Here is a 14,585-nt window from a genome sequence, read left to right on the forward strand (position 1 = left end):
GTCGAAATCATGATCGACAGTCAATGTCTCCGCCCTATATGAAACAAAACATAACCTCTCCCAGGTTCCAGTCAGTATGCTTGATAATGTTTATTCCATCTCTATCCAAAAACGAAGGATCACATTACCGTCCTCTTCGACAAAGTCATCCGCCGGTATGCCTCCATTGTTCAAGATCGTCCTTTTTGATGCTTCATTCCATTTGTCACAGACTACCAGAGTCTTTTGGATTCCAAGTTCTTTTGTTTTTTCCAGTGACAGTGATAGAAGCTTCGTCGCATAGCCTTTTCTTCTTTCCGCCGGTCTGATCCCATATCCTACATGCCCGCCAGTATTCAACAGATTTTCGGTCAATGCATGACGTATATTGACAACCCCTATCACCCGGTCATCTTTTCCTGTCATCCAATAAGTGGAATCAGGCACCCAGCCTTCCGGAAGATTTTCCCCTTTCTCTGCATCAAGCAATGATTGAATCATTTTATCAAAATCGGCAGGGTCTTTCTTAATGACCCACGGAACCATGTCTTCCCCTGAATTTTTCCACTCCCGGTAAAAATCAAGGTATTCATCCATCAATCCTGCATTCGGTTTAACCAGCCTGACGTTTTCCCCCATCCCTGTTGTTCTCCTTTAGTAATAAATTTAAAATAGTTTACCATGTTAAGCGTTTATGTGATAGATTTTTCTTGAAGTAAATTCCACTCAAACCAGCGCCCATGCCCATCTGTATCCCCAATAACATGACAGTCCTCTTTGCCGTTGATATAACAATCCAAATGAAGCTTCCTGTCCCACATATTATTGTATAGGTGAAAGATATCACGATGACGGCCGATTTCTTTGATTTTGTCTTGAAGGACCTTTTTTGCAGATTCAGGAATTTGATTGGCGACATGGGTGTGAAAAATGCATATGACTTCGTTGTAAGGGATTTCTTTGACTTTTCCAGGAAAATGTTCGATTCCGTCCCCTTCTATAAAATCAATGTCGACCTCTTTGATACTCTCGGCTGCAGCTGTAAATAAATTCCGCCTTTGTTCATGTTCCGGCCAGATGAGGGCAAGGAGCCACGGGTGATCTTCTTTATGATTGATGTGTAAGTCATATCCCGTCCTCGAGGTAACCGGCGGCGGTTCTGGATGAAGGACAGGAAGATGATTTCCCTTTACTTCGGAACAGATCAGGATGCTGGTTGTATCATTACCGTATGCACCATCCTCATTGGTATATTGATATCGGTATTGATCCCAGCCAAGCTGCAACCCTGCACTCGTTCCTATTTCCAGCAAGGCAAGCGGTTTATTCGTCAATTCATGCATATAACAGAAAGCAGGGTATAGATAGGCGCACCTTCTTACTTCGTTGGTCTGGACAAGCTTTGTTTGAAGGATGTGTATCAATTGATGCTTATTAAAAAGGCAGAATTGTTTGAAGTGGTGAAAAGAGTCTATGACTGGCAATGGGTCCTGTACGATGCTCGGATAATAGTTTCGCAAGTGATGGGAGGAGTCCTTCATTAACAGGAAATGAACCCCGCCTAAAAACAGATTAGGAACAGGCTGACCATCCCTGCAGTAAGTGCATAACTCCAATAGTTCATCATCAGCTGCTATTTTAAGGGAAAGGTATTCATAAAGGGGGCTCGAATCCTTGCATTCCTTTTCTGCAAATGTTTTAAAGCGCTGTGATATCCCTTGCTTATTCATTGGATGTGCCTCCCTAAAATAGGTATGATCCGGTTTTGGATTTCCTGCTGATCGATGTATTGGAACAGCCCGATTCCATTCCCCCACGGATCTTCGAATGTTGCCCATTTCACGGGCACTTCTTTCCTTGAATGGATAATGAAATCTTCTACATTCAGTGAGTGGATCAATCGTGCTCTTTCAGCTTCAATGTCAGCCACCCCAAATCGGACCGGTCCGCTTCTCAGAGCCGGTTCTCCTTCTGCAACCTGCAGCCAGCAGCCCGGAAGCAGCTCCCATTCGGCGAATCCCTCATGAGGTTCAAAATCCGGACCCCTTTTTAATAATACTCCATACCAGGATTTCCCTTCTGATATATTTGCAACACGCACTTGTATGGTCATTTCATAAATCATTAACATTACCCCTTTCCTGAATATGAAGGAGAACAGTGCTCCCAGCACTGTTCCCTGCCTAAATAATCTAAAATGCCCAATTCCCATCCCTGAATATTGCAACTCTGCTGCCGTCACTTAAAATTCCGTCAATATTCATCTGTGAAGAACCTATCATGAAATCTTCGTGAACAATGCTTTCATTCAGCCCTTTTTCCTGTTTTTCTTCATCAGTGAGGTTATTGCCGCCTTTGATACATGTAGGGTAAGATGAACCGATTGCCAGATGATTGGATGCATTTTCGTCGAATAATGTATTAAAAAAGAGTATGCCGGTATCAGAAATTGGAGATTTATGAGGCACAAGTGCAACTTCTCCCAGATACGAAGCACCTTCATCCGTTTCAATCACCTTCTGTAAAATCTCTTTCCCTTCCCGTGCCTCCATCTCAACAATCTTTCCATTTTCAAACCTTAGTGTGAAATCCTCAATCACATTGCCATTGTACGCGAGCGGTTTTGTACTTTTTACTGTCCCGTTCACTCCTGTCCTGACTGGAACAGTATAGACTTCTTCAGTGGGCATGTTTGCGATGAAATCGGTGCCTTCCGGAGTCTTACTCGCGCCGGTAAGCCATAAGTGATCTTCATGCAGCTCAATTGTCAAATCCGTACCCTCAGCCGTGTAGTGAAGGGTTCTTATGTTCATTTCATTAAGCTCTCCGGCTTTATCTTTCAATGTTTCAATGTGCTTCTTCCACTCTGACACAGGATCTGCAGAATCTATTCTGACCGCGGTGAAGATGCTGTCCCAGAGAACTTCTATCCTTTTCTCTTCTTCCAGCTGCGGAAATACCTTTGACGCCCATTTACGGGAAGGCATCGCGATGATCGACCAGCTTACGGAATCATTGTCAATCGCCTCAAAAAAACGGTCGAGTGCAAGGCCCTTTGCCTTTTCAAAATCCTGGATGCGATCCGGGTCAATTCCTTTCAGTAAGTCGGGATCATGCGCCTCCACCTGCAGAAAGGCACCCTTCCGGTCAACGACCCATTCATGTGCATCGGCCAGCCAGATGGGATACTCCTGAAAGGTTTCATCCGGAGCTAGTTCATAATGTGTACGGATGATGTCTTCATCCTCCCACTGAACATGAACTGATTTAGCACCTGCCAGATAAGCATGCCTGACAATTTTCCTGACAAGTTCTTCGGTTCCAAGCGGTGCGGCCACCCATAAATCCTGGCCCTCCTGTACATTGACGCCTACTTTGACAGCAAGTTCTGCATATCGATCCAATTTCTGTTGAAACTCTTTATGTAACATTTTCTTTCTCCTTTTCTACTAAACTTTCAATCATCGATTTCATCTTTTCCATTGTATACGGAAAGGGCTCCTGCGGATCAGCGTTCTCAGGGCTTTCTTGATAAAACTCTGCAAAATCTTGTCCTTTATATCTAGGGACAACATGCATATGATAATGGTTCAAATCACTGAAGATCCCGCCATTCTGACAGATGGTGATGCCATCAGGATGATAAATTCCCTCGATGGTTTTCGATATCAGCTGAACGGCTTTCATTACGGCCATGTTCATTTGTATGTCAAATTCAACGCCTTCCTCAACGTGCTCCTTGGGAAGGATCATTACATGTCCGGGATTAAAAGGCTCATGATCCAGGATGCAGCTTAAAAAAGAATTTTCGTACACCACGTAAACGTTCTCTTCTTTATTGGCCAGCCTGCAGCCAAGGCAATCCATTTTATACATTTTGCCACCTCCTTCTTTTTAAAGGATTTATAAAGGATGAATCGAATAACATACTATTCAGAGAAACTCATTGTTTCTTCTATCATAACATTTTACAGAAGGAAGGGTAGTAAATAATGGAAGTTTTGAGATTGGATCGATCCCATGCAGAGGACTACCTTAGGTTAAGGCTCGAAGCACTTAAGACAAATCCCGAGGCCTTCGGGGCAAGTTATGAGGAAACGGTATCCAGAGAGAACCCGGTCGAGCACACAGCTGCCAGACTTGATGAGCGAAAAAATTTTACTTTTGGTGCATACATTGATGGTACCTTATCCGGCATGCTTGTGCTGGTTCCTGAAACTGCTGAGAAAATGATGCATAAGGCTTCTATATTCGGTATGTATGTGACGCCTGATCATCGGGATAAAGGGATTGCAAGAACAATGATTAAGAAAGCAATCTTACAAGCAGGAAAATTGAAAGGAATTGAACAGATAAACCTGACCGTCGTGACCATCAACGTTTCTGCAAAAAGGCTGTATAGCTCAATAGGGTTTCATACTTATGGAATGGAAAAAAGGGCGATCAAATACAAGGGAGAGTATTTTGACGAAGAATATATGGTGTTATTTCTTTAAAGCAAAAAAGAACGAAGAAGCAGATATCTTCGTTCTTTCCTGTTGGTCAATCTTCAGGGTTGATGATTGCGTAATGCTGGTGGTCTTCCCAAATCCCATTGATCTTCACGTTTTTCACAAAAATCCCCTCTTTGTGAAATCCCGCTTTCTCCAGCACTCTCATCGATGCGACATTGTGAAGCATCACCCCGGCTTCCACCCTGTGCAGCTTCAATTCTTGAAATGCATACTCCACAGCCAGCCTGACCGCCTCTGTTGCATATCCTTTGCCATTGTGTCCCTTGGAAAGAGAATAGCCTATATAGCAGCACTGCAGCGGTCCTCTTATTACATCAGACAGCGAAATATTGCCGATTAGATCATCTGTTCCGTTAAGGAAGATGCCGAAAGCATAGTACTCATCCCTCTCCATCCTTCCTGCAGTCCGTTCCACCCGCTCTCTTTGAGACTGAAGCGAATAGAAATCGTCATTCATCAATGGGGAAAAATCCTTAAAAAAGTTTCGGTTTTCAAGTTCGAATGAGAGCATGGCTTCTGCGTCATCAAAATGATAAGGTCTTATATAAATGTTATTTCCAGTTCTTTTCATTTAATTATATCCTTTCCTTCAACCTGTGGCTTGGCTTTACTTTACATAACTTTCACTTTGCTGTCGTGAGGTTTCAGCAGCCTGATAATTGTTTCTTTTTCTTCATTCTCAAATCGCCGGCTCCATTCGAACATCTTCAGGAGCATGTGAATTGTCTGTTTGTAGTTTCCTTTCCTGAGGCCGGCTTTTTCTTCTATGAACCTTTTGATAATACGGTATGTGCGTTTCTGTTTAGGTGTATCAAGGAAAATGATGAGGTCTGATTGTTCGAGGCTTTCCCACATCCATTCATGATGATGCACACCTTCGACGATCCATGAGTCCTGACTCACAATGGAGGACAGGATGGTCCTCCTCTCCTCTTCCGACCTGCGACGGTCTCCATTCTTCCCCCGCTCCCACATGATATTATCCAGTTCATAGTGTGCTATATTCATATCTTCGCACAGCTTTCTCGCTAAAGTAGATTTGCCGCTTGCGACGGAACCGATGATGTGGATTCTTTTCACAACACCAATTCCCTTCAGTTTCTTCTTCATGAATCGATGACCCTTCCCAAGCTGCGCGCGTTATCTTATCGTATCCAGACCGCTTAGTAACCGATTGTCCTATTTAAAATATTGCTTTATAACCCCTTTGACGCCAGACACCTCTACTTCTGCGTACGCTCCATTTATGAGAGTCACCTGTGGAGGCTGATGTCCGCAATCAATATCATAAATGATCGGGATTCCGAGTTCACTTGATATTTCTTCGTACACATCTTCTGCACCATATCCATTTACCGGCGTATTCGATGAACTCCTTCCGAACATGATTCCTGAACAACTCTTGAACCATCCTGCCATTTTCATATGGAGGAATGCACGGCGCAGCCCGGTCATGTTCAGATCGCAATTTTCAAAATACCACACCAATGATTCACCGTCCGCAAAAGTCTCATGGAATGCTTTTACGTCCCCATATGGTGTGCCTGCAAGGTGATGAATAATATCTATGCAGCCCCCCAGCAGTCTTCCTTTAAGTTTTTCTTCTTTATTACTGACTGTTTTCCATTCTGTATCATGCGTTAAGTGAAAAACACATGGAGACTGTTTTTCGTGCTCCCACTGCTCTTGATATTTTAGTGAAGATGTCTGAGAAACGGATTCTTCGCGCTTTGTGGTCAGTACCTTCTCCCACATCGCGGTTGTCTCGTCCCAATATTCTCCCCTTAAGTCAATGAAATTTGTGCCGTGAGCGGTGGCGATTCCCGTTTTAAGTGTGATCGAGAGAAGGAGGGCGCTGGTATCTGAATAGCCCAATACCCATTTAGCCTTCATTTTTTCAAAATCAAGGAAATCTAGAATTTCTATTAGAAGCTCTCCACCCCATGGGGGCATGATGACTTCAATACTTTCATCGTCCATCATTTTCATGAACTCTGCTGCTCTTTTTTCGGCATCTGCTGATCTTGCTTTTTCCTGAGTCCATACGGTTTCTCCAAATGAAAGGGAATATCCCTTTTCCTCCAACCTCGCTGCCGACTGCCTCAATAAGTTATGAAGTTCTGAAGGCACTCCAGATGACGGTGCTGTGACGCCTATTTTTGACCGTGTGTTTAAATATGGATACGTTATCATTCGCTTCCCCCCAATGTGTTTTTAGAATTTTAGCAGATTATTTGATTGATAACAAGAATTATTTTCCATTCACTCTCAATGCAGCTCAGTTTTTAATGAAGAGAAACTTCTCTTGCTTCGAATGTGATTCAAAGCTATGCGTCTCGTTTTCACGGGATGTCTGCTTGCTTTTATAAGGTTCATGATCAATCAGACCCTCTATGCATTTCACGATGCCGTTGAGCAGTAAGGTCGTCACAGTGAAACACAGAAGCGGCCCCATGAATATCCACCACGAGAGACCAAGCTCCTTATAGCTTGTTCCCATCATCCCGGACCATTCTTGAATGAACGGCTTGGGGGGATGACAAAACGGGGTGTAACATACATCGGTCCCCCCGAAATAAAGGGTGAAAAAACCTAAATGTGCAATGATCAGGAGCATTTGGATGACGATTTTGGGATAAATGATAAATAGACGCATCTTCAAATGCGGGAGCACATGCTTATAAAAAATGAACAATGGGCTTCCCCCCAATACCGTGGCAGATGTAATAAATTCTTCACCGAGAATCTGTTCCGTTTCGTTCGAAATGAGAATGGCGGTCGTCGGAACAGTAATAATGGCGAGTACAAGTACTTCTATTACGATTCTTTCAGAAAGGGTAGTTGTGAATCCTTCCATTGGCTCCCATATGACCGGGTACAATATGTTATAGGCGATAATGGACTGAGGGATAAAATAAAATGATGTAAAGAATTTATGGGCAAAAGATTTTACCCTGAACTTGGAGAATCCCCCGATTATACCGATCCCGAATGCAACAATGAAACTCAGGAGTGAAATGATAATCGCTGCTCCGATTGTATAAACTGCACCTTCCAGCAATTTGTATCCAATGTCATACCCTTCACGGTCAGTTCCAAATGGGAATTGCCATGACGGTGCAAAAGGTGCATCCCCTATGATCCTTCCATTATCATCCCGAAGAAGCAGCATTTGTGGAATGTCGTTATCAGGGAGCAGGTTGTAGATAAGACTGGAAATCAAAAGAAGGAGAATGGAACTTGTACATATAATCATACCGATTCTGTAAAATGCAACTGTCTTCAAAGGCTCATCTCCTTTCCAGTCTTACGCAGAATTACCACCTGTAAAAGTTTTATACACAGGTAAAGCGGAAGAAAAAGCAGGATCGATGCCACCGCAAAGATTGACGGGGTATTATAAGTGAACAGGAAAGATGTTATGCCAAAAACGTTGAATAGATACTCCAGGATCAATAAATTGGAGATCATCATCCAGGCAATCTGCTTGCCGTGATATGTAAGGCTGACCATGACATTCCTCATCATATGGATAAACAGGATCCTGAATTGCGCAAGCCCCTTGCTCTTTGCCAGTTCAACATATGGCCTTCCCTCTTCTTCGCGGAGAAATCCGACCATGTTACTGAAAAAGAAGAAAGAGGGAAGCACACTCAATGTGACAGCGGGTAGCAAAATTACCTGATTTTCTCCTACAGCAGCAATATCGATCAGCAGAAGTCCGGTTATCTTGAAAAACCATATGATTGCTAGTTGGGTCAAGATGATTATAAAAATATCGGGTAAAGATCCAATTAAGAATGAGAATACCTTTACACCATTCTTAAACACCCTGTTTATAGAGAAGTAAAGTATTAGCAGAAGTATAGAACAAAATAATGCCAGTATTAATGATAGAAAAAAAATGCGTGCACTGCTCCAGTATGCCAGGAGAAGAATAGGAAATAACTTTCTCTCGATATCAGAAATCGGGTTAACGTAAACAAGGTCCCCCGGTGACAGTAAATCTTTGAATACTTCCCCTATCTGCCTTATAAAAGAGAAAACTGAAAGTGATTGGTTTTCAAAAAGTGCTGAAGAGGCACTTACAAAAATGATGCCGGTTATGATAAGTAAAACTTCTCCTGCCATGGAAATGATTTTCTTGGGAATGACCTTTCTCCCCCTTTCTAATTCTATCTATCTACACTAAATAATGGTAACATTTTACTTTTATATAGCAATACTTTTTTACAATTTTGTGACTTCGTGAATCTCATCTAAATTTCATGATTCTATGGTAAACTAATTTAGTTGTGAAAAATCCACTTGGAGGTACTGGTTTGAAAAAAGTCACATTGAAAAAGAATTTATCTGCAGCAATGATCTCACTCTTGGCGCTGTCCTCTTTTGGGGGAACCGTCCATGGGGAGTCCAAAACCGGGATCAATGCAGATGCGGCAATCTTAGTAAATGCAGAAACCGGAAAGATTGTTGATAAATATAATGAAGATCAGCCGCTCGGAGTAGCATCGATGACAAAGATGATGACAGAGTATCTGGTTCTTGAAGCAATCGATAAGGGAAAAATAGAGTGGACAGATACGTATAAGATAAGTGATAAAGTATATCAGCTTGCCAATGCTCCCGGCTTGAGCAATGTGCCTTTACGTGCAGGAGACGCTTATACAATAAAAGAACTATATGAAGCGATGGTCATCAAGTCCGGAAATGGTGCGGCCATTGCACTGTCAGAAGCTGTTGCCGGCAGCGAAGGAGAATTTGTCAAGAGGATGAATGCCAAAGCGGCACAGCTTGGGATGGAACATTATAAATTTGTCAATTCAAGCGGATTGAGCAATTATGACATGCTCGGCATGCACCCTGAAGGGACAGGTGTAAATGATGAAAATATGGTGTCTGCAGAAGATATGGCGACACTTGCGTATCGTTTGATTAAAGACTACCCTGAAGTTTTAAAAACATCGGGTACGAATTATAAGTACTTCAGGAAAGGTACGGATGAAGAGTATTTGATGAAGAATACAAATGCCCTTCTGAAAGACCGTGCCTATTCTTATAAAGGGGCTGACGGCCTCAAGACGGGAACGACCCCTTTTGCGGGATCCACGTTTACCGGTACCGCCGAACGGGATGGAGTGAGATACATCACCGTAATTCTCGATGCCAAGGACCAATATGGTCAACCGAGCAGCGCTGAACGTTTCATACAAGCTGCAAAGATGCTCGATTACGGTTTCACTCAATATGAAACAGTCCAATACACCCTTGATGATACGGAAACAAAAGATGCTCTCCCCGTTCAAGATGGTAAAGAGGCTGAGGTTAAGATCACTGTGGACAAGCCAATAAAGGTCCGAATGATGAAAAAGGAAATCAAGCAGGCAGGCGTTGAGTTAAAACTGGATAAAGACAAAACGGGTGAAGATGGCAAACTCCAGGCCCCTGTTGAAAAAGGAGAGAAAATTGGAGAGCTGGTGCTAAAGAATGAGAAAGAGGCAGAATATATTTTAGACGGGCTCCAACGAGATCAGAAGGTGAATGTGTACGCTTCTTCCACTGTTGAAAAAGCGAATTGGTTTGTAAGAAGTGCCAGAAATATTGGTGAATTTCTCAAAGATATATTCGGATAAGCTGAATCTAACAAGCATCTATGAAGAAAACAGTTGCTTTCTGCCGTGAATCATGACAAGCTTACTAGGTCAGTATTTTATAAAGAAGGTGAAATAATGATTGAAGTCAAGATTTCCTCACTGAGTGACGGGGACCTGAATAGAGGCGTTTTCGCCAAGCGGGATATAACAAAAGGTGAGCTCGTACATGAGGCACCGGTACTCCCTTACCCAAACGAAGAACATGAACATATCGAAAAAACGTTCTTAGCAGATTATGTGTTTGAATATGGCATAAATCACACGGCTCTGTTGTTGGGCTACGGAATGCTGTTTAACCATTCGTATACGCCTAACACGATCTATGAAATAAATTTTGATCAGCATACATTTGATTTTTACGCATACAAGGACATCAAAGCCGGAGAAGAACTTCTAATCAATTATAACGGTGAAGTCGAAAATGATACACCGCTTTGGTTTGATAAAGATGATCAGTCTGAAGACTGAGTACTTTTAAGGGTGGAAGGGCTTTGAAAAGCCCTTCCACCCTCTTTGATTTATACATGTGCTTCTAGCTTTTCGAGAATACGCCGTTTTCTATAGAGCATCCGCCCGGCTTCCCCTATATCATGCATCATTGATTTATTAATAAAAGCGCCAAAAAGGATTCCAGCTATCGGGATCATTTGAAATAGTTTTTTCCACCCGAAATTATCCCTGAAGCTGGCCATTACTTCCCTCCAGCCTTGAAGCTGTGAAATTGTCTGGTCTTTCTTATTTGGTGAAGCCTGGTTGAATTCCGACAGCTCCTGTAGAATGGCCTGTTTACCAACGATGTCGGATGATACGAATTGAAGGCATTTAATGATAAATACCCTCTCACTCTGTTCATTGGGGTCGTAGCCATAACTGAGGGCGATTTCCTGGAGTGTTTTTAACGAGATTCCCAGAATGAAGGGGATATCGATGCTTAAGGTAAGAAATCCCCCGATTCCGGTAGTTGCACCTTGAGTCATGGCAACTTTCTTACGGGATACGACTATCGCTTGACTGACCTCATCCATTACCTGCAGAGGCAGCTCTTTCACCTCAGATATTCCCATTTCTTCATTTCCAGTCTGTTTCTCTATTCTTTTCAACACCTCTTTTTCGTTGGTAAGATAGCTCCCGCCTTTTTGAATGTAGCTCCCGATTTCATCCAGCGCCTGTCCCAATTTTTTATGCACCATCTTCGGCGTTATCCGATCCAGGATCATGAACGGCAGCTTTCCGATCTTCTCCCAGAACCACAGCCCTTTATGATCTTTCTCCCATTTTGCCACTGTTTTTAGTTCTTGAAGTAAATATTCTTTTGTTTCGTATTGAGTCATTTGTGTCTCCTTACTTCTTAAATATTATTGATGTTTATTTCCCATTATTGTCGGTGAGTTCATATGTAAACTAATTAGTTTCAAAAAAAGACGCATGTCTATTAACACATGCATCTCCTGTATCCTTACTGGCCTCCCCCGAACCAGCTGCTTGCTTTTATTCGTGCCTCTTCCTGGATCTGCCTTTCATTGGCAGTCGGGTCGTCTTGGAAGGTCGATGTCCTGCGTTTTATTAGTGAGCTTAAGATGCCAACCAATATGGCGATACCGATGATGAACCAAAGCATGTGAATCCCTCCCTTGGAACATTTTAACTTTCTTATTATTTATATACGGATGGAGGGTGGGAAAGTTTCATTTTATATGTCTCTATAGATTTTGGAACTAAACTTAAAACCCCAAAAGCCGAACAGATTTCATAGTAGGTTCTCAATGCCGCTATTGATTTCCGTGCAAAACTTCGCTTTCCGCGGGCGGTTGGTGAGCCTCCTCGGCTTCGCCTGCGGGGTCTCACCTAACTCGCTTTTCCCGCAGGAGTCTACGTTTTGCACTCCAATCAATCGCTGGATAAACTAAAACATTGATATCAGTAAAACTTAAAAAACCTGAACTAATTTACAACTTAGAAAGCAAATTAGTTCAGGTTTCTATTAAAATTTTTATTCCAACCTCTTTAATTAGACTAACAACTTGTATCTCAGTTCATATGTTACTCCGTTGCTTCATTAGTTTCTACATCCGCATTTTCCATTGTACGGACTTCTCCTTCGATGGAAGTATCCAGCAGGCCTTTTTCTTCGGCTTCTTTTTTGAGTTCGAAGTACTGGTCCATGATTCGTTTGGCGATGGTTTTATTTACTACTGGATCAATTTTTTGATGGGACCATGGTACGACTACTGAATAAGCGATTTCTGGGTTATCAAAAGGGGCATAGCCTATTAGGGTGGTATTATAAGTGTCCTTACCATTATAAAAAGATTCAGCCGTACCTGATTTAGCTGCCGCATTGTATGGGGCATTTCTAAATTGATCTCTTGCCGTGCCTCGTGATCCATGAGCAACTTGGTAGAAACCATTCTGAACCTGTTGAAGCTCCTTTTCTGAGACGTTTATTCTGTTTAATACCTTTGGTTTGTTCTCATAGACGATTGGCCCAATTCTATTCTCGGAATGATTAGGGTCGCGTATTTCTTTCATGATATGCGGTTCTATACGATATCCCCCGTTTGCGATAGCAGAAACATATTGCGCCAGTTGCATTGGAGTATATAAATCATATTGCCCGATTGCTAAATCCAGAAGTAAACCAGGTTTTCTTTCCGGTCCCTTGAGACCATAGGTTTCACCAGGCAAATCAATCCCGGTGTTGACACCTAGCCCGAATTGACTGTAATGGTTTCGCATAATGTCAAAAGCTTTCTCATCATAGCTGACAGTTGGTTGGTTATGAGAAGTAGATGCATTTGCTATTTTTAATGCGGTTTTAAACATGTAAACATTTGATGATATCTCCAAAGCTTGAATGTCATTTAAATATTTACTTCCTTGTGAAGCATTGAACCATGAACTTTTCTTCTCTCCCCCGAAGTTCATGGGAGCATCAAACTGAGTTTCCCCGATACTCAATTTACCTGTCATGTAACCTGTCAAAACCGTTGCACCCTTAACTGCAGAACCAGCTTCATAAGCTGAAGTGAATGTTCCTAGAGCATAATCCTGCATCTCAGTTTGACCATCTGCATTCTCAGCATATCTCTTCCCTACCATAGACATAATTTCTCCAGTATGCGGGTCCATCATTACAACGAATGCCCGATCCAGAAAAGGGGATTCCCAATATTTAGCTGCCTGCTTCCCCAGCTCCTCCTCAACGATCTTCTCAACTTCCTTCTGCAGCTTCATGTCGATTGTCAGGACGACATCTTTTCCGCTGTGCCCTTCTTTGACCAACTGTTGTTCGAGGACACTTCCTTTTTTCGTGATGTATTCAATTTCTTCTTTTTGTCCTTTTAATACATCCTCGTATTGGGACTCAACATAGCTTGTGCCCACCCGGTCATTGAGGGCGTAGCCTTTGGCAGTATACGAGTTTACAAGTTCACTGGGAAGGCCTTCTTTGGAGGATGATACTTTTCCAAGAATCGACCGGAGGGTGTCTCCCACTGCATAGGTTCGTTTCCAGTCAGTTGTGACATTGACACCTGGCATTTTAGCGAGATTCTCACTTACCCTTGCCATTTCCTCGGTGGTAACACCCTCATTTTTAATAATTTGAGGGGAAAGTGCATAGCCCGTGTTGAATTCCCTGAAGATCGCCAATACTTCAAGTTCGGCTTTGTTAAACGATTTGATATTCTCCTCGGTGATTCGATCCAGCTGCATTTGATAGACTTTTCTATTCACTTCATCCTTGCCTAAATCTTTGTTATCTTCCAAACTCTTAATCTCTTCTTTTGATACCAGTTTTTCGGCTTCATCCGGGTGGGTAAGGAGCCAGAAATCCTGTCTGTCACGATCGGTGATTTTTTCAGTATCCATCTTTATGAGCTGTGCCAGCTTCCTTGCAACTTTCAGCATCTCATCCGGTTTCGTCGATTGAGTCCTTGTATAGGTAATCGCATTCATAGGAACGTTGTCGACGATGACATTTCGGTAGCGGTCGTATATTTTTCCCCGCGGCGGACTGCCGTTATTCGCTTTTACATTTTCAGTGCGCTGAACCTCTTTCAGATAATCATTGCCATTTACAATTTGTACGATCCCGAGTCGCAATATCAATAATGTAAATAACACAAACACAGCAAAGAACAAAATGTTCATTCTGAAAGGCAGTGGATTTTTCTTTTTATCTTTTTGATTTTTCCCCTTCAATATGCAATCTCCTCTATGTATGAAGTATATAAACCCCTGCCTTCATTGTATCGAAAATCCCGCTTTATTTCTACCTTGTTTTTCCATTAATGGATTAAATAAAGTATAGATGTAAGGATAAGTAAGTGGTTTATGCATTTTTTGATTATAAAAAATTATCATAAAAATTCTACTATAATAGTCCGCAAAATTTGTCGACAAAGGGGTATAGACAGCACGTTTTCTTTCTCTTACA

16 protein-coding genes are annotated in these 14,585 nt (G+C 42.2%); 3 read left to right on the forward strand and 13 right to left on the reverse strand.

Going from position 1 to position 14,585, the window contains the following annotated elements; all coding sequences use genetic code 11:
- Positions 1-90: 90 nt before the first annotated feature.
- The 5 genes from BHE18_RS05535 to BHE18_RS05555 form a co-directional block, all read right to left on the reverse strand.
- Positions 91-618: a GNAT family N-acetyltransferase gene (locus tag BHE18_RS05535; RefSeq protein WP_071617610.1), complete on the reverse strand. Its 528-nt coding sequence runs from the start codon at positions 616-618 to the stop codon at positions 91-93.
- Between the two features lie 53 nt (positions 619-671).
- On the reverse strand, positions 672-1,709 hold the full coding sequence (locus BHE18_RS05540; protein WP_071617611.1) for a DUF2332 domain-containing protein: 1,038 nt from the start codon (positions 1,707-1,709) through the stop codon (positions 672-674).
- A complete protein-coding gene (locus tag BHE18_RS05545; protein WP_071617612.1) occupies positions 1,706-2,104 on the reverse strand; it encodes a VOC family protein in 399 nt (132 codons plus the stop codon). The genes BHE18_RS05540 and BHE18_RS05545 overlap by 4 nt, the downstream gene beginning before the upstream one ends.
- A gap of 67 nt (positions 2,105-2,171) precedes the next feature.
- Positions 2,172-3,410 carry an aminopeptidase gene (locus BHE18_RS05550; RefSeq protein ID WP_071617613.1) on the reverse strand — a complete coding sequence of 413 codons (1,239 nt, stop codon included), beginning with the start codon at positions 3,408-3,410 and terminating at the stop codon, positions 2,172-2,174.
- Entirely contained in the window at positions 3,400-3,846 is a 447-nt protein-coding gene (locus BHE18_RS05555) for an HIT family protein (RefSeq protein ID WP_440480383.1), read from the reverse strand. The genes BHE18_RS05550 and BHE18_RS05555 overlap by 11 nt, the downstream gene beginning before the upstream one ends.
- Before the next feature lie 125 nt (positions 3,847-3,971).
- Here BHE18_RS05555 and BHE18_RS05560 point away from each other — a divergent pair, with 125 nt between their 5' ends.
- A complete protein-coding gene (locus tag BHE18_RS05560) occupies positions 3,972-4,475 on the forward strand; it encodes a GNAT family N-acetyltransferase (RefSeq protein ID WP_071617615.1) in 504 nt (167 codons plus the stop codon).
- Between the two features lie 46 nt (positions 4,476-4,521).
- Here the strand turns inward: BHE18_RS05560 and BHE18_RS05565 are convergent, their stop codons facing one another.
- From BHE18_RS05565 to BHE18_RS05585, 5 genes are all read right to left on the reverse strand, one after another.
- On the reverse strand, positions 4,522-5,064 hold the full coding sequence (locus tag BHE18_RS05565) for a GNAT family N-acetyltransferase (RefSeq protein ID WP_071617616.1): 543 nt from the start codon (positions 5,062-5,064) through the stop codon (positions 4,522-4,524).
- Between the two features lie 41 nt (positions 5,065-5,105).
- The gene (locus BHE18_RS05570; protein WP_083573632.1) at positions 5,106-5,603 is read right to left on the reverse strand and encodes a DNA topology modulation protein FlaR; all 498 of its coding nucleotides are present in this window, start codon (positions 5,601-5,603) and stop codon (positions 5,106-5,108) included.
- 69 nt (positions 5,604-5,672) lie between these two features.
- Positions 5,673-6,686, reverse strand: coding sequence for a S66 family peptidase (locus BHE18_RS05575; protein ID WP_071617617.1), 1,014 nt, complete (start codon positions 6,684-6,686; stop codon positions 5,673-5,675).
- 85 nt (positions 6,687-6,771) lie between these two features.
- Entirely contained in the window at positions 6,772-7,779 is a 1,008-nt protein-coding gene (locus BHE18_RS05580) for an ABC transporter permease (protein ID WP_071617618.1), read from the reverse strand.
- Positions 7,776-8,624 (reverse strand): ABC transporter permease subunit, encoded by an 849-nt coding sequence (locus BHE18_RS05585; protein ID WP_071617619.1) that lies wholly within the window; start codon positions 8,622-8,624, stop codon positions 7,776-7,778. Before BHE18_RS05585 ends, BHE18_RS05580 begins: the two co-directional genes overlap by 4 nt.
- A gap of 191 nt (positions 8,625-8,815) precedes the next feature.
- On the opposite strand from BHE18_RS05585, the gene BHE18_RS05590 reads away from it, so the two are divergent.
- Positions 8,816-10,126: a D-alanyl-D-alanine carboxypeptidase family protein gene (locus BHE18_RS05590; protein ID WP_071617620.1), complete on the forward strand. Its 1,311-nt coding sequence runs from the start codon at positions 8,816-8,818 to the stop codon at positions 10,124-10,126.
- A 96-nt stretch (positions 10,127-10,222) separates the two neighbouring features.
- Complete coding sequence (locus BHE18_RS05595) at positions 10,223-10,615, forward strand: SET domain-containing protein (protein WP_071617621.1); 393 nt, start codon at positions 10,223-10,225, stop codon at positions 10,613-10,615.
- 50 nt (positions 10,616-10,665) lie between these two features.
- Here BHE18_RS05595 and BHE18_RS05600 read toward each other — a convergent pair whose 3' ends face one another.
- The 3 genes from BHE18_RS05600 to BHE18_RS05605 form a co-directional block, all read right to left on the reverse strand.
- Positions 10,666-11,478, reverse strand: coding sequence for an EcsC family protein (locus BHE18_RS05600; protein WP_071617622.1), 813 nt, complete (start codon positions 11,476-11,478; stop codon positions 10,666-10,668).
- Between the two features lie 125 nt (positions 11,479-11,603).
- A complete protein-coding gene (locus BHE18_RS23145) occupies positions 11,604-11,765 on the reverse strand; it encodes a hypothetical protein (protein ID WP_171910660.1) in 162 nt (53 codons plus the stop codon).
- Between the two features lie 422 nt (positions 11,766-12,187).
- A complete protein-coding gene (locus BHE18_RS05605; protein WP_083573676.1) occupies positions 12,188-14,299 on the reverse strand; it encodes a peptidoglycan D,D-transpeptidase FtsI family protein in 2,112 nt (703 codons plus the stop codon).
- Between the last annotated feature and the right edge of the window lie 286 nt (positions 14,300-14,585).

Origin of the sequence: Rossellomorea aquimaris, assembly GCF_001877785.1 — a bacterium.
GTDB lineage: Bacteria > Bacillota > Bacilli > Bacillales > Bacillaceae_B > Rossellomorea > Rossellomorea aquimaris_A.

Excerpts from the sequence above, each read along its gene's own strand:
- BHE18_RS05555 (WP_440480383.1), bottom strand. The coding sequence starts at position 3,846 with ATGGATTGCCTTGGCTGCAGGCTGGCCAATAAAGAAGAGAACGTTTAC.
- BHE18_RS05585 (WP_071617619.1), bottom strand. The coding sequence starts at position 8,624 with ATGGCAGGAGAAGTTTTACTTATCATAACCGGCATCATTTTTGTAAGT.
- BHE18_RS05565 (WP_071617616.1), bottom strand. The coding sequence starts at position 5,064 with ATGAAAAGAACTGGAAATAACATTTATATAAGACCTTATCATTTTGAT.
- BHE18_RS05595 (WP_071617621.1), top strand. The coding sequence starts at position 10,223 with ATGATTGAAGTCAAGATTTCCTCACTGAGTGACGGGGACCTGAATAGA.
- BHE18_RS05605 (WP_083573676.1), bottom strand. The coding sequence starts at position 14,299 with ATGAACATTTTGTTCTTTGCTGTGTTTGTGTTATTTACATTATTGATA.
- BHE18_RS05535 (WP_071617610.1), bottom strand. The coding sequence starts at position 618 with ATGGGGGAAAACGTCAGGCTGGTTAAACCGAATGCAGGATTGATGGAT.
- BHE18_RS05540 (WP_071617611.1), bottom strand. The coding sequence starts at position 1,709 with ATGAATAAGCAAGGGATATCACAGCGCTTTAAAACATTTGCAGAAAAG.
- BHE18_RS05570 (WP_083573632.1), bottom strand. The coding sequence starts at position 5,603 with ATGAAGAAGAAACTGAAGGGAATTGGTGTTGTGAAAAGAATCCACATC.
- BHE18_RS05560 (WP_071617615.1), top strand. The coding sequence starts at position 3,972 with ATGGAAGTTTTGAGATTGGATCGATCCCATGCAGAGGACTACCTTAGG.
- BHE18_RS23145 (WP_171910660.1), bottom strand. The coding sequence starts at position 11,765 with ATGCTTTGGTTCATCATCGGTATCGCCATATTGGTTGGCATCTTAAGC.
- BHE18_RS05550 (WP_071617613.1), bottom strand. The coding sequence starts at position 3,410 with ATGTTACATAAAGAGTTTCAACAGAAATTGGATCGATATGCAGAACTT.
- BHE18_RS05575 (WP_071617617.1), bottom strand. The coding sequence starts at position 6,686 with ATGATAACGTATCCATATTTAAACACACGGTCAAAAATAGGCGTCACA.
- BHE18_RS05545 (WP_071617612.1), bottom strand. The coding sequence starts at position 2,104 with ATGATTTATGAAATGACCATACAAGTGCGTGTTGCAAATATATCAGAA.
- BHE18_RS05600 (WP_071617622.1), bottom strand. The coding sequence starts at position 11,478 with ATGACTCAATACGAAACAAAAGAATATTTACTTCAAGAACTAAAAACA.